At 65.8% G+C, this 22,264-nt stretch carries 21 protein-coding genes; 11 read left to right on the top strand and 10 right to left on the bottom strand.

The genetic code is table 11. The features are described 5' to 3' along the window. Positions 1–32: 32 nt before the first annotated feature. The 6 genes from ccmI to H8S61_RS06795 all read left to right on the top strand — a co-directional run bounded on the left by ccmI (position 33) and on the right by H8S61_RS06795 (position 4,343). A complete protein-coding gene (gene ccmI, locus H8S61_RS06820; RefSeq protein WP_186938438.1) occupies positions 33–290 on the top strand; it encodes a c-type cytochrome biogenesis protein CcmI in 258 nt (85 codons plus the stop codon). Between the two features lie 23 nt (positions 291–313). Further along, entirely contained in the window at positions 314–535 is a 222-nt protein-coding gene (locus H8S61_RS06815) for a DNA-binding protein (RefSeq protein WP_154333380.1), read from the top strand. Between the two features lie 7 nt (positions 536–542). Beyond that, positions 543–1,292, top strand: coding sequence for an N-acetyltransferase (locus H8S61_RS06810; protein WP_186938437.1), 750 nt, complete (start codon positions 543–545; stop codon positions 1,290–1,292). Between the two features lie 458 nt (positions 1,293–1,750). Then, positions 1,751–2,413, top strand: a complete 663-nt coding sequence (locus H8S61_RS06805; protein ID WP_186938436.1) for a DUF6323 family protein — start codon at positions 1,751–1,753, stop codon at positions 2,411–2,413. Between the two features lie 76 nt (positions 2,414–2,489). Continuing rightward, positions 2,490–3,311 (top strand): DUF6179 domain-containing protein, encoded by an 822-nt coding sequence (locus H8S61_RS06800; RefSeq protein ID WP_186938435.1) that lies wholly within the window; start codon positions 2,490–2,492, stop codon positions 3,309–3,311. A 144-nt stretch (positions 3,312–3,455) separates the two neighbouring features. Next, positions 3,456–4,343 carry a BRO family protein gene (locus H8S61_RS06795; RefSeq protein ID WP_186938434.1) on the top strand — a complete coding sequence of 296 codons (888 nt, stop codon included), beginning with the start codon at positions 3,456–3,458 and terminating at the stop codon, positions 4,341–4,343. Here H8S61_RS06795 and H8S61_RS06790 read toward each other — a convergent pair. Next, positions 4,340–5,509: an Mbeg1-like protein gene (locus tag H8S61_RS06790; RefSeq protein WP_186938433.1), complete on the bottom strand. Its 1,170-nt coding sequence runs from the start codon at positions 5,507–5,509 to the stop codon at positions 4,340–4,342. The genes H8S61_RS06795 and H8S61_RS06790 overlap by 4 nt on opposite strands. Then, complete coding sequence (locus H8S61_RS06785) at positions 5,506–7,017, bottom strand: helix-turn-helix transcriptional regulator (protein WP_186938432.1); 1,512 nt, start codon at positions 7,015–7,017, stop codon at positions 5,506–5,508. Before H8S61_RS06785 ends, H8S61_RS06790 begins: the two co-directional genes overlap by 4 nt. A gap of 226 nt (positions 7,018–7,243) precedes the next feature. On the opposite strand from H8S61_RS06785, the gene H8S61_RS06780 reads away from it, so the two are divergent. Then, entirely contained in the window at positions 7,244–9,187 is a 1,944-nt protein-coding gene (locus H8S61_RS06780) for an FAD-binding protein (RefSeq protein ID WP_186938431.1), read from the top strand. A gap of 133 nt (positions 9,188–9,320) precedes the next feature. After that, positions 9,321–10,214, top strand: a complete 894-nt coding sequence (locus tag H8S61_RS06775; protein WP_186938430.1) for a coproporphyrinogen III oxidase — start codon at positions 9,321–9,323, stop codon at positions 10,212–10,214. Between the two features lie 129 nt (positions 10,215–10,343). On the opposite strand, the gene H8S61_RS06770 is transcribed toward H8S61_RS06775, so the two are convergent. From H8S61_RS06770 to H8S61_RS06755, 4 genes are all read right to left on the bottom strand, one after another. Beyond that, the gene (locus H8S61_RS06770) at positions 10,344–10,853 is read right to left on the bottom strand and encodes an Asp23/Gls24 family envelope stress response protein (RefSeq protein WP_154333386.1); all 510 of its coding nucleotides are present in this window, start codon (positions 10,851–10,853) and stop codon (positions 10,344–10,346) included. 96 nt (positions 10,854–10,949) lie between these two features. Next, the gene (locus H8S61_RS06765) at positions 10,950–11,438 is read right to left on the bottom strand and encodes a DUF2273 domain-containing protein (RefSeq protein ID WP_186938429.1); all 489 of its coding nucleotides are present in this window, start codon (positions 11,436–11,438) and stop codon (positions 10,950–10,952) included. A gap of 11 nt (positions 11,439–11,449) precedes the next feature. Further along, a complete protein-coding gene (gene amaP / locus H8S61_RS06760; protein ID WP_154333387.1) occupies positions 11,450–12,070 on the bottom strand; it encodes an alkaline shock response membrane anchor protein AmaP in 621 nt (206 codons plus the stop codon). Positions 12,071–12,224: 154 nt separating this feature from the next. Further along, positions 12,225–13,742 (bottom strand): helix-turn-helix transcriptional regulator, encoded by a 1,518-nt coding sequence (locus tag H8S61_RS06755; protein ID WP_186938428.1) that lies wholly within the window; start codon positions 13,740–13,742, stop codon positions 12,225–12,227. Between the two features lie 224 nt (positions 13,743–13,966). On the opposite strand from H8S61_RS06755, the gene H8S61_RS06750 reads away from it, so the two are divergent. After that, positions 13,967–15,469 carry a flavocytochrome c gene (locus H8S61_RS06750; RefSeq protein ID WP_160942051.1) on the top strand — a complete coding sequence of 501 codons (1,503 nt, stop codon included), beginning with the start codon at positions 13,967–13,969 and terminating at the stop codon, positions 15,467–15,469. Between the two features lie 109 nt (positions 15,470–15,578). Here the strand turns inward: H8S61_RS06750 and H8S61_RS06745 are convergent, their stop codons facing one another. After that, positions 15,579–17,033: a helix-turn-helix transcriptional regulator gene (locus H8S61_RS06745; RefSeq protein WP_186938427.1), complete on the bottom strand. Its 1,455-nt coding sequence runs from the start codon at positions 17,031–17,033 to the stop codon at positions 15,579–15,581. Between the two features lie 138 nt (positions 17,034–17,171). Between H8S61_RS06745 and H8S61_RS06740 the strand changes: the two genes are divergently transcribed. Next, a complete protein-coding gene (locus tag H8S61_RS06740) occupies positions 17,172–18,914 on the top strand; it encodes an FAD-dependent oxidoreductase (protein WP_186938426.1) in 1,743 nt (580 codons plus the stop codon). A gap of 23 nt (positions 18,915–18,937) precedes the next feature. Here H8S61_RS06740 and H8S61_RS06735 read toward each other — a convergent pair whose 3' ends face one another. The 3 genes from H8S61_RS06735 to H8S61_RS06725 form a co-directional block, all read right to left on the bottom strand. Further along, entirely contained in the window at positions 18,938–19,924 is a 987-nt protein-coding gene (locus tag H8S61_RS06735; protein WP_186938425.1) for a hypothetical protein, read from the bottom strand. After that, a complete protein-coding gene (locus H8S61_RS06730) occupies positions 19,899–20,438 on the bottom strand; it encodes an RNA polymerase sigma factor (protein WP_186938424.1) in 540 nt (179 codons plus the stop codon). The genes H8S61_RS06735 and H8S61_RS06730 overlap by 26 nt, the downstream gene beginning before the upstream one ends. A gap of 179 nt (positions 20,439–20,617) precedes the next feature. Continuing rightward, entirely contained in the window at positions 20,618–21,013 is a 396-nt protein-coding gene (locus H8S61_RS06725) for a molybdenum cofactor biosynthesis protein MoaE (protein WP_154333394.1), read from the bottom strand. A 158-nt stretch (positions 21,014–21,171) separates the two neighbouring features. Between H8S61_RS06725 and H8S61_RS06720 the strand changes: the two genes are divergently transcribed. Further along, positions 21,172–21,999: a metallophosphoesterase gene (locus H8S61_RS06720; protein WP_186938423.1), complete on the top strand. Its 828-nt coding sequence runs from the start codon at positions 21,172–21,174 to the stop codon at positions 21,997–21,999. Positions 22,000–22,264: the final 265 nt, after the last annotated feature.

Below are 22,264 nucleotides of genomic sequence, written 5' to 3'. Positions count from 1 at the left end.
ACTATGCTCCCCGTCGAAGGGAAGGTGGCGTCATGAGGATACTCGGCATGGGCGTTCCGGAAATGACGATCGTGCTGCTGGTGTTGCTGGTGCCCGTTGCGCTGGTGGTGGCGCTCGTCGTGGTGCTGGTGAAGCGTTCGAATGATCGACAGCCCCTGCCCGACGAACGCCAGCGTGCGAGCGCGTTCGCCTACCAACGCCTTTCCCAGCTTGACGACCTGCGCAAGCGCGGCGCCATCACCGAGGAGGAATACGCCTCGAAGAAGCAAGAGCTCATGCACGACTTGTAAACCAGTGCGGCGAGGAGGTTCTCATGGGATTTTTGGACGGGTACAATCGGGGGCTGTCAGGCAATTATCGCTATGAGATTGCCGGGAAGACGGTGGTGTGCTCGCATTGCGGAGGCGAGGAGTTCGACGAGCGGTCGGCCCAGCTGAACACCGCCGGGGCGTCGCTGCTCAACCTCGATTGGGCCAATGCGTCCGCTCGCGTGCTCGTCTGCCAAGGCTGCGGCCACCTGGAATGGTTTCTGTAGGAGGAACATGGACGCCGAATTCGTCAACCTGACGCCGGAGAACCTCGCCGACGAGCACCTGTCCTGCATCATCCGCATCAGGAAGCCCCACCCGGGCGTCGAGGCGAAGCGCCAGTGGCTCGCCGACCGCTTGCGCGAGGGGCACGTGTTCCGGAAGCTGCAGGTGAAAGACCCGGTGTTCATCGAATACGCCCCGCTTGAAACGGCGTGGGTTCCCGTCGTGGGCGACAACTACCTGTACGTGTACTGCCTCTGGGCGTCCGGCAGCTGCAAGGGGAAGGGGTACGGGCGCGCGCTCATGGAATACTGTTTGGACGACGCTCGGGCGCAGGGCAAGTCGGGCGTATGCATGCTGGGCGCGAAGAAGCAGAAGTCGTGGCTGTCCGATCAGGCGTTCGCTCGGAAGTTCGGCTTCGAGACGGTCGACGCCACCGACGACGGGTACGAGCTGCTCGCGCTATCGTTCGACGGCACGGTGCCGGCGTTCACGCCTCGCGCCAAGGCCCAAACCATCGAGCGCGACGAGCTGACGATCTACTACGATTTCCAATGCCCCTACGTCCCCGAGCGCATCGAGGCGATACGGCGGTACTGCGAAGAAAACGGCGTCCCGTTGACGCTCATCCAGGTGGACTCGCTGGAAACAGCGAAGGAGCTGCCCGGCGTGTTCAACAACTGGGGCGTGTTCTATCGAGGGAGCTTCGAGACGGTGAATCTGCTGGACATCGCCTACCTCAAGAGGATACTCAAGAAGTAGCCGCTCGTGGAGTCGCGCGCGTTGGCTGTGGCTCGGAGCGCATTGGTCGCGCCAGCGAGCTGGCTTGTTTTGGCAGGTTTTGGGCGAAATTCGTCGCCGCACGAGGGGTCGATCTGGAGACTCGAATGTGGCATGGCTCCTGAACGGGGAAGATAGTTCGACGCTGATTCGCAGGCTCTTCCATTTGCGACATCGATGGCTTGATGCGGCGAATATCGGGCAAAACCTGCCAAGATTTCGGGAGTCGCTGACGCAGGGATCAAGATCGACCGTTGGAGGGCCGATGCAGGCTTTCCACCGAGCGGTTTCGAGAAATGAAGAAGCGGGCATGAAGTCGTGTTCCTGCCCGCTTGATCTGGGCATATATTACCACAAAATCGCATAAAAGTCGAGTCGTGCGTTTGCCCGGCGCGCGCGGTATAACTGTCTGCGCGCAAAATGACGGGTAGGTGATGCGTATGGGTTTTGATGTGTCCGCAGGTTGGCAGCGGGGTTTGCAGGTTGCGTCGGCGCGGGACGAGCTTGCCTCCTGCAACGAGGCGACGGCCGCGTACGGGTTGAGTCTCACGGAGGAACAGATGCTCGGCCTCGTCGAGCGCCGGCACGAGGCGCTTCGGGCGACGGGGCGCGTGGAGTTTGGGCGCGGGGCGTTGCGCGACATCGTCGCGGCGTTTCGCGATTCGCCGTACCTACTTCAGGAGACGTACGTTGAGACGGTCGCGGACGTGCAGGACGCGTTCTACCGCTACAAGGAGGAGGCTGAAACGTGCGGCGGGATATCGGATGACGAGTTGATTTCCGCGTTGCGCACGGCGTTCGACGAGCGCGTGCACGGTGCGGTTGATGCGCTCGAGGGCGTGAAGCTGGCGGAGCTGCGCGCGCAGGTTGCGGGCCGGTTGGCGGGGGAGTACGACGAGACGACGCAGCGCGAGGCGGCGGAAGAGGAGAGCGATGACGAGGACGACGAGCGATTGCACGACGAGTTCGACCGCGTGTTCGACGAAGAGCGCCTCGAGCGGCCCAGCAACGAATTCGCCGCAAGGTACTACGACGGCTACGGCGAGCTGTACCGCATCGGATTCGACACGAACAGCCGCATCGGAGGATCCTCGTTTCTGTGACGACGGCCGGGCGCTGCGCACGCGGCTCGACGATGGCGTCGACGTAGGCGCGGCGTTTCAGGCGCAGGTGTGGGGCGTGCTGGCCAAGCAGGTGGCGTTGTTCACGATGGGCGAGAGCACGTCCATTCCCGAGTACGACGCGCATCGCTTGTTGGAATCGGTGTGCTTCGTGCTGGGCGTGGACGCCGACGATCCCGACGAAGCGGCGATGCTCGACGTGCTCGAACAGGGTGCCGAGGAGATGTTCGCGCGCAACCTGCATCGCATCGAAGAGCAGGCGGCTCAGGTGGAAGGCCTGTGGAAGGACGTGTGTCTCAGCATGCCGCTGCTGGAGAGCGTTGCGTTGCGGGATACGCTGGAAAGCCTGCGCGACTTCGGGGCGCGCTACGAGCCGCGATTCTTCGCGCACGAGATTCCGGCCGACATCGACTATCCGCTCTGCCGCCCCGTGCCGGAGGAGATCCAGGGCGTGGCGTACGTGACGGCGTACCTCGAGCGGCTGCTGGCGGAATGCCGCTTCCTGCGGCGGTGCGACCTGGAGCGCTGCCAGGCGGTGCTGAGGCGCGTGCATCCTGCGTACGGCGAGCTCATCGTGAATCTGTTCGAACCGGTGGCGGCGAACGCGGTGGGCTGCGTGCTCTCGGGCGGCGACGTGCGCGGCCTATGCGTTGGCGAGGGAGGTCGCGCGCGTATCGCCCGGCTGCTGGCGGATCGCTCGTCTGCCGAGCGCCGGGAGCTGCTTGTTGGGGCGGCGGACCGGGCATGCGACGAGCTGGGCCTGCGCGGCCCCGACGAGGAAGCGGCGCGGGAGCTTGCGCGCTGGGCCGCGGCCGGCCTCGAGCCGCGTCTCGACAACGCGTTGAGGCACGGCTCGCTCGACGGGGTGTTCGTCTTGTAGTGGGCGCGCATCCGTGCAATCAAGTTTTTGATATTTACGAACATATGTACCCATTTAATGCTATAATGGATCTACTGATAAAAGCGGCGTTGTGCTCAGCCAGGCACCTCCAGTCCAAGACGCCCAGGACGCAAGGAGGTGGCCATGGCACCCATCCAATCGCTCAAGCTGTACGAGGACTCCCGCATTCGCGCTCTTTGGAACGACGACGAGGAGGAGTGGTATTTCTCGGTGGTCGACGTTGTGGCGGTGCTGACCGAGAGCAGCAATCCGCGCAGGTATTGGAGCGATCTGAAACGCAAGCTGCAGGAGGAGGGAAGTCAGTTGTACGATAAAATCGTACAACTGAAAATGAAATCCGATGACGGCAAGCTCTATAAAACCGATGTGGCCACGACATCTCAGATCCTCCGCATCGTCCAGTCCGTTCCCTCTCCGAAGGCCGAGCCCTTCAAGCTGTGGCTCGCCCAGGTTGGCGCCGAGCGCATCGAAGAAACCGTCGATCCCGAGCAGGGTATCGACCGCGCGCTCGAGACGTATCTCAAAAAGGGCTACAGCCCTGAATGGGTGAACCAGCGCTTGCAAACGATCTCGGTGCGCAAAGAACTGACGGATGAGTGGATCGAGCGAGGCGTCTCGAAAGGATCGGAATTCGCCATCCTCACGGATGAGATTTCGAAAGCGTGGGCGGGCATGACCACGCGCCAATACAAGAACCATAAGGGCCTGACGAAGGAGAACCTTCGAGACAATATGAGCACGCTCGAGCTGGTGCTCAACATGCTTGCCGAGGCGACGACGACCGAGCTGTCGAAGGTTGAGGAGCCGGAGACGTTCGAGCAGAGCAAGGGAGTGGCTCAAAGGGGCGGTTCCGTGGCGGGCAACGCGCGCGAGGAGATCGAGGCTCAAACAGGCAGGCCGGTCGTCACGTCGAAGAACGCCCAGGATTTCCGGAGGGTTCTCGGAGAGGTGATAGAGGCTGCGGCCGAGCTCGGCGACGGGCGGCGCGCGGAGGAGGGACCGGACGTCTAGGGGCGCTCTTTCGGCTTGGGGGCGAACATGCCGAAGATACCCTGGGTGACGTGATGGGTGGCCAGCTCGGCGAGCGACCCGAGGGCGCCGACGAGCGTGTCGCGCGCCGTTCCGTCGATGTTCTTCGCAGCCTCGCTGAGCAGGGTCACCGTTTTGGATCCGCCGAAGAATATATCGGTGGCGTTCTGGGCGCCCGATGCTTCGATGGCCTTGAACAACGCATCGACGATGGCCGCGGCCTCATCGTCGGAATAACGCGCCAGCCACTCGGTGAGCAGGGCGTCGGTGAACTTCGCGTTGTCCGTGAGGTCGTCGAGGTAGACGAAATCGTCGCCGTCGATCTCCCAGGAGAACGGGCTGTGCTGCATGAGGCCGCGCTCGGTGCTGTGCACCACGCGCGGCGGCGTGTGCGACTCCATGAGCATCCCGATGATGGAGTCTTGCGGCACGGTGCGATGGATGCGCCCGTCCAGCTTCCGCCAGTCGTCGGGCGAGAACGCGCCCGCCTTGAAGCCGGGACCGTCGTGCGTGTAGACGCGATCGATACGCTCTTGCACGGCGGCGGGCGCGTTCAGCGCGGCGTACAGCGCGAGGTTGGCCCCCTTCGAGTGGCCGCCGACGAACAGCCGCCGCGGGAGGTGCGGGGCGACGGCTTCCAGGTAGCGTGCGGCCTGCTCCTGCGCGGGGACGGGCGCAGTGTAGGCCATGTTGAAGTTCTCGCGCCAGCCGGTGATGGATGTGTCGGTGCCGCGGAACCCCACGTAAGCGAACTCTTTTTTGTACACGAACGTCATGGCGGCGAACTGCGTCTGCCGCTCGGTATCGAACAGGCTGAGGTAGTCGCGGACGGCGACGTCGCGGAACCGCGGGCTGGCCGCAAGCGCGAGCATGTTCTCTTTCACGCGGCCGGGAATGAGGCCCGAGAACATATGCTCGTATCGCTCGGCGCGCAATGCATCGGTGAACCGGGCGGGACGTCCGGACGGAGACAGGAGGTTTTTCACGACGATGCCGAACGCGCCGAACGTTTTTCGCTCGCGCAGCGGCGGCACGATGCCCTCGGCGCGCACCATGCAGAACTGCGAGAGCGTCGCCGAATCGACCGGGTTGAACGGCTTTTCCTCGAACGAGGCGAACTCGGTACCCAGATAGTCGAGGATGTTCATCGTCGCGCTCCCGAAGTTCCTGCGTCTTCAGCGTCGATGAGGGCGAGGAGCTCTTCCCGGGAGCCGATGCTCAGCTTCCCGTAGATGTGGCGCACGTGGGTGCGCACCGTGTTCTCGGAAATGTACAGCTTCTCGGCGACGTAGCCGTGGTTGTAACCGCGCCCCAGGTAGTACAGCACTTCGCGCTCGCGCGGCGACAGCCCGCGTTCGACGGCCAGCGTGTCGCACCGGCGGTGGATGTACGTGCGCGAGTCGTCCGCTCCGCGCGGCTCGGTGCGACGGACTTCGCGCTGTCGCGACCCCTGCGCGAACGAGATGGCGATGAGGGCCAGGTACACGGTGAGCATGATGAGGCAGATGGCGCGCCCGTCGGTGCCGATGATGGCGATGCCGCACAGGCCGGCCACGAACGCGAGCGCCAGCAGCACGAGGCAGGCGGGGAACACGACTGCGGCGGCGAGGGGAACGCTGCGGGCGGCGCTGGCCATGCTGCACCAGATGGCCAGCGCGATCACGGCGAAGCTGGCCTGGGTGAGCACGTCGATGGTGCCTGCAACGACGTTGCTGTCGGTGCTGATCACCGGCAACGCCAGCAGCAGCGCGACGGCCATGGGATACACGGCCTGGTTGAGCAAGCGAAGCGGCGACGAGTCCGCTTTCCGCAGCACGATGAGCGCGACGATGATCGCCAGCATCGACGGCCCGATGAGCGATTTCCATGCACCCAGCGGGTCGGGCAGGCGCGTCTGCTCGCTGGAGATGACGGGGTCCCAGGTCAGTCCGAAGATGAAACAGGTGATGCATGCGCCCACGAGAGGCATCCACAATATGGCGCGTGCCTTGCGCAGCCGCGCGCGGTGATCACCGTCCTCCTCGCGCTCGGTGTCGGCGGGTTGCGACGAGGCGGGCTCGTCGAGCGTGCGGGCAACGAACAGCAGCGCGATGGACGCTACCAGCGTGCACGCGACCATCGCCAGCCCCAGCGGCGTGGGCGAGAGCGGCTCGGCGGCAACGTGGGTGACGGCTGCCAGCATGATGCCCAGCGCGCTGTTGAACAGCAGGTTCTCGGGCTCGAGCCGCGCGAAGACCGATCCCCAGGCCGTCGTGAGCATCGTGAGCCCCGCCCCGAACGCCATGCCGAACACGACAGGCTCGATGAACGGCAGCGACAGCTGCGTGTACAGGGGCAGCATGAATTGCATGCCGAGGGCGGTAAGGCAGGCCCCGAGCAGCACCGGACCGGTGCGGGTGAGGTCGGGCGCGGGACGGCCGATGCGTTTCGCGCGCACGGCGACCGCCGCAAGCACGATGCCGCAGCCGAACAGGCCCCAACCGGTGTACACCGCGAAGGGGTGCAAGGAGAAGGCGGTGTCCGTCTCGCCTTCGGAGAAGAACCGGATCGCGTTGAGAAAGACGGAGAACAGCAGCCCCGCACCCAGCAGCGCAGGTTTGAACGAGACGGACGTCGAACGCGCCCGCTCAGAAACGTGTTGTTGTGCGCTTCCCATGTCCTCCCTGCAACGCCGCAGCATTTTCCCTCGTAGACAGCGCAAATCACCAAATTCAGCTATGGGGCGACCCCCGGGGGTGCGCCGCGCGAACCTCGAAATCATCGCTTTCAGTGATGGCGGAACCCAAGCCTGAACCGTAGTGTAGCCGAACGTTCGGTGCCGCACAACAAACCGCGCGGTGACGAAACGGGAACACGGGTATTTGATTGAAGGGAGCGGGAACATGGGAACCACCTCGAAGCACAGCTGGTCGCGTCGCGATTTCTTGAAGGGCGCGGCCGCCGGCACGATGAGCGTCGCCGCGCTCGGCGCGCTGGGCGGATGCTCGCCGCAGCAATCGGCATCCACCGCCTCGGCAGCAGCGGCCGATTCCGGTGAAGCCGGCACGTACGATGTGATGCAGGAGCTGTCGACGTTCAATCGCGGTCAGAACGCCAGCGCGAAGGCGCCCACCACGCCCGAGGAGTACATCACCCTCAAGGGCGACGGCGTGCTGTCCGCCGGCGGCGGTTGCGAGCAGCTGGGCATCAAGCCGGCCGACTTCATGCTGAACAAGCCGGCGTGGCTGGGCGACGCCCCCGAGGTCAGCGACATCGCCGACACCGAGGAGTGCGACGTGCTGGTCATCGGCGCGGGCAACGCGGGCACCGTGGCGGCGCTGCGCTGCCAGGAGGAGGGCGCGAACGTTTTCCTCGCCGAGATGCAGACGTACGACGAGTACGACGAATACGCCTGCGACATGGCCTGCTACAACTCGAAGCTGTTCTTGGACAAGGGCACGCCCGAGATCGACACGACCGAGGTGTTCAACGAGTACATGCGCCTCTCGCGCGGCCATGCGCACCAGAAGATCGTGCGCGACTACGCCACGCGTTCGGGCGAGATGCTCGACTGGATGGTGGAGCACATCCCCGCCGAGTACGTGGAGAAGTACGCCAAGACCTCGAACTACAAGGGCAACGACAACTTCAGCGGCGAGTGCTGCGGCCAGAAGTCGTGGCCGGCCATGACCCAATGGCGCGATGAGGAATCCAACATCAACATGTGGCCGTTCGTCATCCGCTCGGTCCACACGGCGTTCGAAGACGCCGGCGGCACCATCAAGTGGGGCTATCAGGGCGTGGTGCTCGTGCAAGACGGCGACGCGGTGACCGGCGCCATCTTCCAGGACGTCGATGGCGCGTACCATCAGATCAACGCGAAGGCGACCATCGTGGCAGCCGGCGACTTCGGCGGCAACCCCGACATGCGCCTCGACCTGTCCGACCAGATGCGCAACATCGCCTGGTCGTACGGCAACGATCGCACCGACGCCACCTCCATCGGCGGCATGGGCCGCGACGGCTCCGGCATCCGCATGTGCATGTGGGCCGGCGGCACGATGGAGGGCGGCCCCCGCGCCGGCCAGGCCGCGGGCATCAACGGCGTGCCGGGCTTCGCGTTCGGCGGCGCGTGGCCGTGCTTCGGCAACGACGGCAAGCGCTTCATGAACGAGACGATGGTGAAACACGGCTCCAACGGCTACCTCGACATGCTTCCCGCGGGCCAGCTGTTGGTGAACGTGACGGACGCCAACTGGGAGGAATACCTGTCCCACCAGGGTTACGGCCACGAGACGATGGACCGCAGCTCGGACTACATGGTGGAAGAAGTGCGCGAGAACATGGCGAACTACAAAACCGGCAAAGACGGCTTCGACGTGCGCGCCTTCGCCCGCTTCGGCAAGGAGTACTCCACGGTGTACGCTGCCGACACGCTTGAGGAACTGGCCGAGATCGTCGGCTACACCGGCGAGGCCAAGGAGAACTTCCTGGCCGAGGTTGCGCACTACAACGAGCTGTGCGAGAAGGGGCACGACGACGATTGGGGTTGCGACCCGCAGAACCTGTTCCCCATCAAGGACGCGCCGTTCTTCGCCTCGTTCGGCACGACGGGCGGCAACCCCTCCGGCGGCCTGTGCCAGCACGCGGCCATCTGCACCGATGGGCGCTACCAGGTGCTCACCGGCGCGAAGGAGCCCATTGCGGGCCTGTACGCCGCGGGCAACACCTGCGGTCAGCGCTACGGCATCCAGTACGCCACGCCCACGGCCGGCAACAGCTGCGCCTCGGCGCTCACCTCGGGCTATTGCGCTGCGGAAAGCGTGATCGAGGACGTGAAGGCGTAGCGCCGCATCAACCGATTCGGGGCCGGCTGGCGCACCCCCTCCCTCCCTGATGCCAGCCGGCCCATGGCGCGCGGCGGTCGCTCTCGGGCGGTCGCCGCTTCGCGCGAGAAGCGAGGAAAAGGAGCAACCCACCATGACTGAGAAACGCGATGCGATCGTGCAGGTGTCCATCCCGTTTTGCGTGAAGGACGACGCGCTCAGGCGCGACGGCATGATCCTCGGATGGGACAGCGCGCGGATGGCGCGCTACGCGGATGCGCTCGTGGCCGAGATCGAGGCGAACGCGGGGCAGTTCGACGACTGCCGCGTGCGCGCCGTGCAGCTGGGCGGCGGCGTAGCGTCGAATGCGGGCGCGGACATCGCCCGTATCGTGCGGGCCGTGCGACAGGCCTGCGACGTGGCCGAAGATGCGCCCGTCACCATGCGCTCGTCCATCGCGAACGTGAGCGGCGCCACCATGCCGTTCTTCCGCCGCGCCGGCGTGACGCGCTTCGACTTCGAGATGCTGTCGCTCAACCCCGTCGACTTCGTGCGTCTCAACCGGGTGGACAACCTGAACGACCTGCCCATCATCTGCGACCATTTCCTGCACTCCTATGCGAACGACACGCTGGGTCTCGTGCTGGCGTTCGGCCATAGGGCGCGCGACGGGGAGGACGGCGCGCTCACCGTGCGGCGCACCGCGCTTGCGGCCGCGCGTTCGCACGCGACGCATGTGGAGCTGGTGCGGGTGGCTCCCGAGCTCGAGGCGGAGCCCGAAGAGGTCGCGCGCCAGCTGGACGGGATGCGCGACGCCTTGGTCGAGCGCGGGTTCGCCGAGTACCTTCCGCTGCGCTTCGCGCGCGCGGGGAAGGTGGATCGCTTCGCGCAGCTGGCTGCCGAGGGCGCGCCGCAGGTGGGCTTCGGCCTGGGCGCCGTCACGCGCCTCGACGGCGTCGAGAGCGTGAACACGCGCGACCTCGTTCGCTACCGTGCCGCAAAGGGCGACTTCGCGAAGATCACGGAAGACGTGCGCAAGGCGGGGTAGGGCCAACCGCGAGAACCTGTTCCCGCCATCAAAAAGCCCGCCCCGCTTCGAGGCGGGGCGGGCTTGCAGTGCGGGGTGCGGAGCTCGGACGGGGCGGCTCCGCGGTACGACGCTGAGGGGGCGTCCAAGCTAGTTGGAGCCGTCCTGCTGCCCGTCGTCGGTGTTGGATCCGTTCTTCTGGGCGTACTCTTCCGGCGTCATGACGTCGACCACGTTCACGGTCATCTCGACCACGTTGAGGCCGGTCATATCCTTGAGGTCGCCGCCGACGACCTTCTTGATGTCGTCGAAGATCTCGGGTGCGGACTTGCCGTACTCCATGATGACGTCGAGGTTGATCTTGGCGTTCGTGTCGTCGACGATGTCGGCGTTGACGCCCTTCGTCTTGTCGTCTCCGCCGAGGCCTTCCTGGATGCGGGACAGCACGTTGCCCTTCATGTCGATGATGCCGTTGATCTTCTGCGCGGCCATCGAGGAGATCTTCTCAACAACGTTCTCGTCGATGACCAGCTTGTATACCGGCTCGGCAGGAACGTCGGAGGCGGTGACGGGCGCGTCGCCCTTCTTCTGGTCGGCGTCCATGTCGGAATAGGGGTTGTACGTGGAGGTGGCGGGCTTGGCCATAGTGCTCTGGGTCATGGTAGTTCCTTTCTGTAGCGTGAAAAATAATGGAGCGAACGCCTCGGGCTGCGCGAATCACGGGAACGGGAAGGGCGCGGCACGCGAGGCGTTTCGCTAGTTGAACCGATCGAGGAAGTGCTTCATCTGCTGGCGCGTTGCTCGGTCGCCGTCGCGGTACTTGCCGATGAGCACGCCGATGGCGGCGAACACGGCCAGCAGCACGGTGGGCCAGAATCCGATGATGAGGATGAGGGCCGCCGCGACGAAGCCGAGGATGCCGTACAGCACCGCATGGCTGTGGTGCTCGACGTAGGGGGACACCGCGCGCTTCATGCTGGCGTACACGCCCTTGTCGCGCTTCGTCTCGGACGCCGCGTTCGCGATGACGTCGGACGGCGTGTCGGCCGTGCGCTGCTGGGCTTGCGGTTCCTCGCGCTTGGCGCTTGCGGGCGCCGGCGCGGACGCGGGCGCTGCCGCCGGCACGGGGCTCGGCTTCGTCGCCACCGTCGGCTTCGGCTGCGGCTTCATCACCGGCTTCGTCGTCGGTTTCGGCGCCGCCACCGGGGCCGGCGCGGTGTGGATGCGCATCGTGGATTGGGTCATGAGCGCATCACCTACTCGACCACGTGGGCCGGCACCGGCTTGGTCTGGTGCTGGCGGTGCGTGTCGTCGGTGAACTTGGTGGCTTGCTGCGTGAACGCGGGCGTCACCACGTCGGCGTCGCCGGCGAACGTGATGCGCACGGAATCCACCGGGTAACCGGTGAAGGCCTCGAGCGTCGCGGCGATCTCGTCCTGCAGCTTCGCGCCCAGCTGTCCCAGCTCGGCGTTGCGGCCCGGATCGATCTTCGCGTGGATGCTCATGCGCGGATCGTGCTTGTTCGTGATGTGGACCTTCACGTTGTCCGTCGCCAGACCGTGATGACCCTCGATGACGTGCTTGACCGTCGACTGGATGGCGTTCTGCGTGATGGCGATGCTGCCGTTGTCGCGTTCAAGCTCGAGCTGCGAGTTCTTGCCCGGAGCGGTGATGGCGCGAATCAGCACGACCAGCAGTCCCAGCGCCGTGATGCCCAGCAGCACGGCTTCGACGATGAAGAACCAAGGCATGCTCATGAGCCATGCGATTGCCGGGAACAGCGGTTCCCAGGCGAACCAGAGGGTTGCGAGCACGCCCACGCCCAGCACGGCAGCAACGACGAACACGATCATGCAAAAGCGCTTAAACTTTCCCATAGATGCCGCCTTTCTTCTTGAATGCGCACGCCGGATGGCGATGCGCTGCCGGATAGAGTGGGACTACTCTAGAAGAAAGCGAGGGTCGGGGTAGCTGATGGTGCGGAAGTGCCGCCGGACGTTTGCCGTGTCGTTGAGACCCTGTAGGCGATGGCTACGATTGCGGGCGCGCGGACTCGACGAGGTCGATGACTTCCTGCTTGCTGTGTACGCCCAGCTTCTCGTACACGTGCTTGATGTGCATCTTCACCGTGTTGCGCGACAGGACGAACTTCTCCTCCATGAACGCGAGGTCGCGTCCGCGCGCAAGCTGCTCGAGCACGTCGGTTTCGCGCGGCGTCAGATTGTGCTCGCGCGCGACGGCGGTGCAGCGCGCTTCCCACGGATCGGGGTCGCTCGGGGCGGGCGCTCCGACGGAGGGCGCTGCCGCGGCGGCGGGCGCGGCGGGCGCGCAGGAGGCGGTCGTCGGGGAGGAAGCGACGGGCGCTGCGGGTTGCGGCGCGGCGAAGCGCCCTGCGGTGAACGGCAGCTTCGCCACCGGGTCGTTGAACAGGTACACGAGCATGATGACGTAGGCGAACACGATGACGAGGGAGAACGCTTCGGGTGCGGTGGCGTCCACCCGCGCCCACGCTTCGGCCAGCATGCCGAGGGCCGCGCCGGCCAGATGCCCCACGACGATGACGAGACGCGCCGCCGCGGCTGCCAGCAGCGGTTCGGTGCACGAGCGCACGATGACGACGGCGACCACCCACACCACCACCTCGAACAGCGACGTGCCGATGCTGACCAGCACGTCCCCTCCGCCGGTTGCGAACAGATCCAGCACGGGTCCCAGCAGGAAGCCGGCCGCTGTGCACACGAGCGCCCCGCGGAACAGCTCGTGCACGCCGATGCTCGGCACAAGCCCGATGGCCGCGATGATGAGCACGAGCGCCACCATCACGGCGGGCGGGGAATCGACCGGCCCGATGGAGGAGCTCGAACGCAAAAACCCCAGCATCATGGACGCCACCACCACCCCGACGACGAGGTTGCGGTTGGCGAGCGTGCGGAAGGGCAGCAGCACCGTCGCGCGTTCCTCCGGCGGTTCTGCGGATGCGTCGAGCCTGACGACCGAGCGCTGACGTTGCAGCGCCGCGATGACGAGGCCGGCCGCCGCCGCGATCAGGACGCTCCCGACGGCGAACGCGCCCACGTCTCCCAGCTGAGCGAACGCGGCCAACGCCTCCGCCGCCTCCTTCAGCACGAACGCGCCCAGGATGCCCAGCGCCGACACCTGCGCCACGAGGCGGTAGGGAAGCGTGGCGCTCAGGCAGACAAGCGCCACGCTCAACGGCGCGCCGATACCCTTGAGCAGGAAGAACGCGAGGGACGCGACAACGGCTCGCGTGGAGCCGTCGAACGGGCCCGCGCTCAGCATGATCGCGGTGCCGAACGCGTAGGCGATGAGGGCGGCTCCGGCGGCAATGATCAGGAAGCGCTTGAGGTCGCGTTGCCCGGTGCGGGCGCCGCGCATGCGTCGCCGCACCCCGACGAACAGGGCGATGTACACGATGAGCGAGGAGACGCGCATGGCGAGGTCGCCGCCGGGCGGTTCGAGCAGCGTCAAGGCGGCCCCGTCGCTCGTCCAGATTCCCGCGAACAGGCAGGCCAATCCTGCTGCGACCATGCCGAACGGCACGCTTCGCGCGGCACTCTGTTCGCGTGCGGGTTTCATTGGCGTGCGAATTCCCTCCCGGATAGCGCACTTTCATTGCGGGCATCATTATACGGGTTTATGCAAGTACGCCCATCATGGGTGTAGGCAACTTCAACCATTTCGATACTGTTGAATCCGCAAGGCAATGCCCGGCGCGGCCGAATGCGCACGGGCTCAAGGGAGGAGTAAGAACCATGGCAGAATTCGAGAACGGCATGCACGCACCGCATCGTCTGACGCGCCGCAGCTTCATCGCAGGCGTGGGCGCGATGGGCGCGCTGGGCGTGCTGGGAAGCTTCGGCTTGACGGGCTGCGCGCCTCAGGACGAGGAGTCGTCCGGCGAGGCGGGCGCGGCTGCGGGCGAGTCGTACGACGTGGTGGTCATCGGCACCGGCGGCGCCGGCCTTTCCGCGGCCATCGCCGCGTACGACAAGGGTCTCACCAACGTCGTGCTGCTGGAGAAGATGGGCGTGAACGGCGGCAACACGAACTACTCGTCGAGCGGCATGAACGCCTCGGAGACGAAGTTCCAGAAGGAGCAGGGCATCGAGGACAGCAACGACCTGTTCGCGCAGGAAACGCTCGACGGCGGGCACAACACGGGCGATCCCGAGCTGGTGAAGTTCATGTGCGACAACTCGGCCGGCGCCATTGACTGGCTGGACGGTCTGGGCGTGACGCTGGACAACATCACGCTGACCGGCGGCATGTCCGTCAAGCGCTGCCACCGTCCGACGGACGGCTCGGCCGTGGGCCTCACGCTCGTGCCCGGCCTCGTGGCCGCCGTCGAGGAGCGCAACATCCCCATCAAGATGAACTGCGAAGCGAAAGAGCTGGTCAAGGATGGCGACGCAGTGACGGGTGTCAAGGTGAAGTTCGAAGGCAAGGAGACGGTGCTGGGCGCGAAGGCGGTCATTCTGGCCACGGGCGGCCTCGGCTCGAACCCCGACATGGTGGTGCAGTACCGCCCCGACCTCAAGGGCTACGTGACTACGAACCAGCCGGGTGCCACGGGCGACGGCTACACCATGGCCGAAAGCGTGGGAGCCGAGCTCGTGCAGATGGACCAGATCCAGATTCACCCGACGGTGGAGCAGGAGTCCTCGACGCTCATCGCCGAGGGCGTGCGCGGCGGCGGCGCCATCCTCGTGAACAGCGAGGGCAAGCGCTTCTTCGACGAGATGTCCACGCGCGACAAGGTGTCGGCGGCCGAGCTGGAGCAGCCGGGCGGTTTCGCCTGGTGCACGTTCGACCAGCAGGTGTACGACGCGAACAAGGCCATCGCGAAGTACGACAAATCGGGCCTCGTGCAGAAGGGCGCCAGCGTGGCCGAGCTCGCGGCGGCCATCGACGTCGACCCCGCGACGCTGCAGGCCACCATCGACGCGTACAACGCCATCACCACGTCGGGCGCGACCGACGAGTTCGGCCGCACCGAGGGCTGCATCGCCTTCGCCGACGGCAACATGTACGCCATCAAGGTTGCCCCGGGCATCCATCACGAGATGGGCGGCGTGAAGATCAACGAGAAGAACGAGGCGCTCGACGCGTCCGGCAACCCCATCCCCGGCCTGTACGCGGCCGGCGAGGTGACGGGCGGCATCCACGGCAACAACCGCATCGGCGGCAACGCGGTGTGCGACATCACCGTGTTCGGCAAGAACGTCGGCGAAGTGGTGGCCGAGGCCCTCGCGTAACGCATCCTCCCGGCGGGTCGGCTCTGCCGGCCCGCTTCTCCCTCTCCGTGGGCCGATACTGCGCCCACCCCTCCATGAGCCCGGTTCCGCAGCGCGGGGCCGGGCTTCCTTACGGTCGCGCCTCCGCTTCGCAGGCCTGGTCGGCGTAGCGATGGAACACGTCGACCGCCTCCTCGAAGTTGTGCACGCCCATCTTCTGATAGATGTGGTACTTGTGCGTCTTCACCGTCTCATGCGAGATGAACAGGCGCTTCCCGATGGCCGGGGCCGAAATGCCCGTCACCAGCAGCGCGAGCACCTCCGTCTCCTTGGCGGACAGGCGGAAATCCTCGCCCATGCTCCGGCAGGCCGATTCGCGAATGAGATCGTACGACAGCCGGTTGTCCGACGGCTGCTCGCGCGGCCGGTACTCAAGCTCGCGCTGGGAATGGAAGACGAGAAACACCAGGTAGGCGAGCGCGGCGATGGGGACGACGATGTTCGCCACGGCCGTTGGGACCACCGCGGACAGCGTCATGCCCGCCGCGAACGCCACCAGCAGCAGGATGATCGAGAGGAAGGGCAGCGCCGATGACGATAGGGCCTTCCTGCCGTAGAGGTGCAGAACCTCCACCCAGGTGAGGGAAAGGAACAGCAGGTTCGAGCACACGAGCAGGACGAACGTGGCCGACAGGTCCAGCACGCCGGCGAGGAACGATGCCAGGATGCCGATGGTGGCCGGCACGGCCATGGCCAGGACGATCTCCGCGTCGCGCTCGTCGTCGCGCTCGCGCCAACGCCTGAACAGCACCAGCAGAACCGCGACGGTCAGCGCGATGCCCAGGGCGAACAGCCCCGGCGCGCGCAGCGCCTCCTCGAACAGGTTGTTGTGCAGCGACATGCCCAAGCTGATGGAGCAGATGATGCCGGCGGGCAGGATGGGGGCCACCGACTTCGCGACCATCTTCCAGCGCAGGGGCGCGTCGCCCGGCGCGCGTTCGGACGGCTCGTCTTGCCCGGACGGCGTTGCTCGCACGAGGCAGATCGCGCATCCTGTGACGGTCATGATGCAGGCGAGCACGAGCGAACCCTCGGCGTCGGTCTGCGCGAACACGTAGCCTCCGTGCGACAGCAGCGACGAGAGGCAGAGGCTGATGAGGGCGCTCAGCACGTAGTCGTCCAGCGAGGAGCGCGCATCGAAGGGGCGCTTCTTCAAGTTGAGCTGCATCTGCGAGGCGCACGATACGCCGAGGAGCACCGAAACCGTCAGCGGCACGAAGGGGACTTGCGTGGTGGCGAGCAGCACCGAGCACGCCAGCGGCAGGCCCGCGCACGAAAGGCGCAGGGCTGCGGCGCCGATGCGCGTGCGGCGGCGGATCGCCGCAGCGCCCAGCACGCACGACAGCACGATGAAGGCGACGGTGATGAGGGTTTGCGCTTCCACGGACACGAGCAGCGCGTCGCCCGAGAGGTAAGCGGTTAGCATTTTGGGACGGAACAGCAGCGTCTGAAGATACGAGAACGAGCCGACCAGCAGAACGCTCGTCAGCGCGAGCGACGGCCAGCGCCGGTTCGCCATATCCATCGAGCACCTCCCATACCCTCAATTACCTGCACCTTTCCACTTTAATACCAATCGGTGATACGCAGGTCGAGAATGCCGCTCTACGCTTGATCTGGATATGCCGAATGGGTTCGGCTTCGGATACGAAAGGGGAGCACGATGGATCGAAGGACCTTTTTGAAGGGCGGCTTGGTCGTGGCGGGATCGACGTTCGCGGCGGGCGCTTTGAGCGGATGCGCGGCCAAGGGATCGAGCGCGGCGGCCAAGGAGAGCGAGGCCGCGACCGCTGCGGAGTGGTACGGCAGTCCGCTCGACGTGTCGACGCTCGACATCGCCGAGACGGTGGAGACGGAGATCTTGGTGTGCGGCGCGGGCTCGGGCGGCATCATGGCCACCGCGGTGGCGGCGAAGGAAGGCGCGAAGGTCGTCTGCATCGAGAAGGGCGGCTCGTCGGGCAGCATGAAGACGTACGTGGGCGTCGTCGGCTCGCGTATCGATGAGGCGGCGGGCGTGAGCGTGGACAAGATGGCGGTGCTCAACGAGTTCACCCGCTACACGAACGGGTGGTGCGACCCGCGGGTGGCGCGCGTGTGGGTGAACGAGTCGGGCGAGGCGTTCGACTGGATCTGCGACGCCGTGGCCGAGTTCGGCGTGACGCCCTACTTCGAGACCGACACGGGCGGCGCCTACCACGGCTGCTGGCCGGTGTACCCGCTGCAGCACGGGTTCAGCTACTCGTACACGGATGAGGAGATGGCTGCCGCGCAGGAGAAGGTGGGCGACAACGCCGACCCGTCAGCCATGGTGCAGGCGCTTCCGAAGGCCAGCACGTATCTGTTGCAGAAGGCCGTGGAGTGGGGTGCCGACGTGCGCTACCTGACGGCGCTCGTGCAGCTCGAACGTGACGACAACGGGCGTGTGACCGGCGCAATTGCCGACAACAACGGCTCGTACGTGCGCATCAACGCATCGAAGGGCGTCATCTTGGCGACGGGCGGCTACGAGGCCGACCCCGACCTGCTCGCGCAGCTCAACCCCGACGCGGCGTCGATCGGCGGCGTGTCCATGACGCAGATGGGATGCGTGGGCGACGGCATCAAGGCCGGCCTGTGGGCTGGCGGCGTCAAGGACGAGATCCCCACGCTCATGACCTTCGCTCGCGCGGCCGTGGCGCCCGACGTGGAGCTGGGCTATCCGTACGCGGGCACGTCGTGCTGGATGGGCGACCAGCCGTTCCTCAAGGTGAACATGCGCGGCGAACGCGTGTGCTGCGAGAGCTCGCCGTACGATTACCCGCTGTTCGTGGGGACGGCGCATCCCGGCCACAAGCTGGCCAGCATCTGGGACGCGAACTACCAGGAGCACATCAAGGCGTTCCACACCATCGGCTGCTCGCGAATCGCGCCGTCCGAGACGCTCACGCCGGAGGGCAACCCCAACGGCGAGGGCCTGACGTTCGAGGCGAACGACGGCATGATCTTCCAGGCCATCGAGAACGGTATCATCCAGCAGGCCGACACGCTTGAGGAGCTGGCGGAGAAGCTGCTGATGCCGGCCGATGCCCTCAAGGCGACGGTCGCGCGCTACAACGAGCTGTGCGAGCGGGGCGTCGACGAGGACTTCGGCAAGGAGTCGAAGGACATGCTGGCGCTGGGCACGCCCCCGTACTTCGGGGCGTACTTCGGCGGCCACGTGTTGTGCACGCTCGACGGGTTGAAGATCGACGAGCATGCGCGCGTGATCGACGAGGCGCGCGAGCCCATCGAGGGCCTGTACGCCGTGGGCAACTGCTCGGGAAGCCTGTTCGCGGGCTCGTACCCCGAGCTTCTGATCGGCAGCGCCAACGGCCGCACCATCACCTTCGGTCGCCACGCCGTGCTCCACATCCTGGGCAAGGCGTAGGCGCGCGGAGCGGCGCTTTCCCCCTATTCGACCTGCGTGAACGTGAACAGCTGCGGTTGGTCGACCCCGCCGACCGGGTCGATCCCGTCGGAGGGGTTCGCCTCCGCCTCCGCGGCTTGCGCGCGCAGGGCGTCGCCGTAGGCGCGCAGCGTTTCCTCGAGGTTGTCGACCGGGGCGATGACGTAGGTTTTCGTCTCGGTCGATCCGTCCTCGAACGTCGCCGTAACTTCGAGGCGCGCCTGGGAGACTATGTCGGCATACCGGCGGACGAGAAGCGCGTTGAGGCTCTCGTGCAGCTCGACGTCCCGCTCGCGACGGCCGCTGTAAAACTCCTCTGTTGCCGCATCGTACAGCGTCGCCGTCTCGCCCTCCAGCGGGAACGACACCCGCAAGGCGCGCCAGATTTCGGCATTGTTCACGTTCTGCTCGTCGTAGCCGACGGTAAAGCTTGCGGCGCGATCCTCCACGAAGGGATCGTCACCCTCCCGGTAAGCGGAATCTGCCAGAAGGGCGTGCGTGTAGAACAGCACGCGGTCGCCTTCCACCGTGTACGTGAGCGACGCGACGTTCGTTCCCGTGCAGGTGAGGTCGAACAGGTAGGCCACCGAGAGGTAGCGTTGTCCCGAGTCGGGCGCGTCGTCGGCGTTGTTCGGGTCGATTTCCGGATCGCTGTGCCACACTTTCGTGAAGCCGCCGTGGCCGAAGTTGGTGGTGTGCGTGTCGAGGGCGAACGAGTTTTCCGCTGGCGGCCCGTCGAGCTGCCGCGAGATGGCGAACGCGACGCCGCCCACGAGGGCGAGCGCGCAAGCCGCCGCGATGACGGCTCCGACGAAACGGCGCCGCTGGTGTCGGCTGCCACCGCGGCGGGTCGGCTGCGCGCGCGTCGCTTCGGCCCTCCGCAGACGGTGCGCCTCGCGCATGACGCGGTCGTGCACGCGGTTCGGCATCTCGATGTCGTCCATCAGCGCATGGTAGTCGTCCCGCTCAGTCGATTGTCCTGTCCGTCCCAAAGGATGCCTCCTTTCCCAGCATGTTCCCCAGGTGCGTGCGCGCCCGGCGCAAGCGCGTGCGAACCGTGGCGGGCACGCAATGCGCGAGGTGCGCGATCTCTTCGGTCGAATACCCTTCGTAGTAATACAGGTGCACGATCAATCGCATCTTGTCGGGTAGGCGTCTCAGCGCGCGCCCGAGCTCGCTTTCGTGCAGGGCGCGCACGGCATCGTCGCCGCACGGGTCTTCGGCCGTTGCATCGGGGACCGCATCGGTGAGTTCGGCACGGCGTTTCCAAGCCGAACGATGCAGGTCGCGACAGCAGTTGACGGTGACGCGCAGCAGCCACGCCTTGAGGTGCTCGTCGTCTTTGAAGCTGGTCGCGTCTTTCAGCAGGCGCAGGAAGACGTCTTGGCAGACGTCGTCCGCGTCGTGCGGGGACTGCGTTTGGTTGAGGGCCAGGCGGTAGACGGTGCTTCCCCAGGTGCGCATGGCGTGCTCCATGAAGTCGTCCTGCCTGAGCGTTGGTTGCATACGGGGTATCGCCTCCTTGCCATCAACACGAAGCGGTGTGCGGAAATGTGCCCAGAACGAGAAAAAAGCGGCGAAGCGGGAAATCGCCCGCTTCGCCGCTTTCCGCGTGCCGCTCGAGTGACGGCCCTTCGCCGGGGGCCGTCGCGTGAAGTCGCCCGCTTTGCGGAGTCGGCTTCGCTTTACGCGTAGATCTCTTTTTCCACCACGAGGTCGTTCTTGATAGTGCCGACGAGCTTTTGCAGCGCGTCGATGCAGTTCGGGCGGATGTCCGCGCCGATGAGCACGTACATGATGGAGTCGCCCACGTTCAGCACGCCCTCGTTGAGCCACGTGCGCACGTAGTACACGCCCGGCCAGGTGAGGGCCTCTTCGACCGCCGCCTCGACGCCGGCCGCGTCGTAGGAGAACTCCACCTGGGCAACCTCGCCCAGGCCTTCGACGCCCTCGCGCACCTGCTGCTTCGGCGTGATGCGCACGATGCCGTTGTGGGTGAGGAACATGCCGCACTGCGCGGCCTTCGGGTCCTGCTTCGCTTCTGCGAGCCACTGGTCGATCGACGGTTCCTGCTGAGCCATGCTGCTCCCTTCCTTGAGGATGATCGCCCCATTATACGCCAGCGACGAACGGCTGGGCGCGCGGGCGTGCGACAATGGGGGAGGGTATAATGCGGCTACGGCAACGGCATCGTCCAGCGCGACGGCAGGGCGCGGTGCGGCGACGGGAAGGAGCGGCCATGGCGGGATTGTCGATTGCGGGCGCGATCGTGCTGCTGGTGGCCGGGTTGCTGCTTTACGCCCTCAAGGTGGAGCCGTACCGCTTGACGGTGAACGAGCATCGCCTCAACGAGCCGTTCGAGGGGTCCGAGGAGCTGAGGATCGTGCAGCTCTCGGATATCCACATCAAGCCGGAATACACCGTCCGCCAGCTGAAACGCATCGTGGACAAGGCGAACGAGCTCGCCCCCGACCTCATCGTGTTCACGGGCGACCTGTACGACCGCTACAACGCCTATCGCGACGACGAGAACGTCGTGCGCGAGCTGCGGCGCCTGAAGGCGCGGTACGGCAAGATCGCCATCTGGGGCAACCACGATTGCGCGGGCGGAGAGGTGAAGGGCTACCGCGACGTCATCGAGGGTTCGGGATTCACGCTGTTGCAGGGCGAGAACTGCTACCTGTACACCGACCTCGGCCACGCCGTGATGGTCACGGGCATCGACGATTACCTGGGCGGCAAGCCCTACATGCCCGACGAGTCGAAGAGCTCGCCCTGGGACTTCCAGATCCTGCTCGTCCACGAACCCGACGTGGTGGACCAGTACGTCGACTACGACTACGATATCGTTCTGGCAGGTCACACGCACGGCGGGCAGGTGCGCCTCCCGTTCATGAAGCCGCCCGTCACCACGAAGCTGGGCAAAACGTACACGAACGGCATCTACACCATCAAAGGCCGCACGGCCACCCAAGCGCTCCACGTGAACACGGGCCTCGGCACCTCGCGCTTCACCATCCGCTTCTGCGTAGTGCCAGAGATCGCCCTGTTGCGCGCTTATTTGTGAGCCGGTGGCTCAGACACGCAAATCGCGGCGAAGTAGGCAATTTTTGCGTTTTGCGTACGATTTCGGAGCTTTCGGGCCGCTCAGAGTACCTCCGAGAAAAGGCGGACTCGCATTTCCCCAGGTCGGATTTGTCCGCATCGGCAAGAATCGTTGGAGCAGAGGTCCAAACGTACGCAAAACGAAAAAATTGCCTACTTCGTCGCGATTTGCGTGTCGCGACCCGGAGGGGCACCCCGCACGCCGCAGGGCACCCCCGTCCCCGGGT

Source organism: Eggerthella hominis, assembly GCF_014287365.1.
Taxonomy (GTDB): Bacteria; Actinomycetota; Coriobacteriia; order Coriobacteriales; family Eggerthellaceae; genus Eggerthella; species Eggerthella guodeyinii.
Note: the sequence above shows the minus strand (reverse complement) of the source record. Positions and strands in the feature narration are given on the sequence as shown.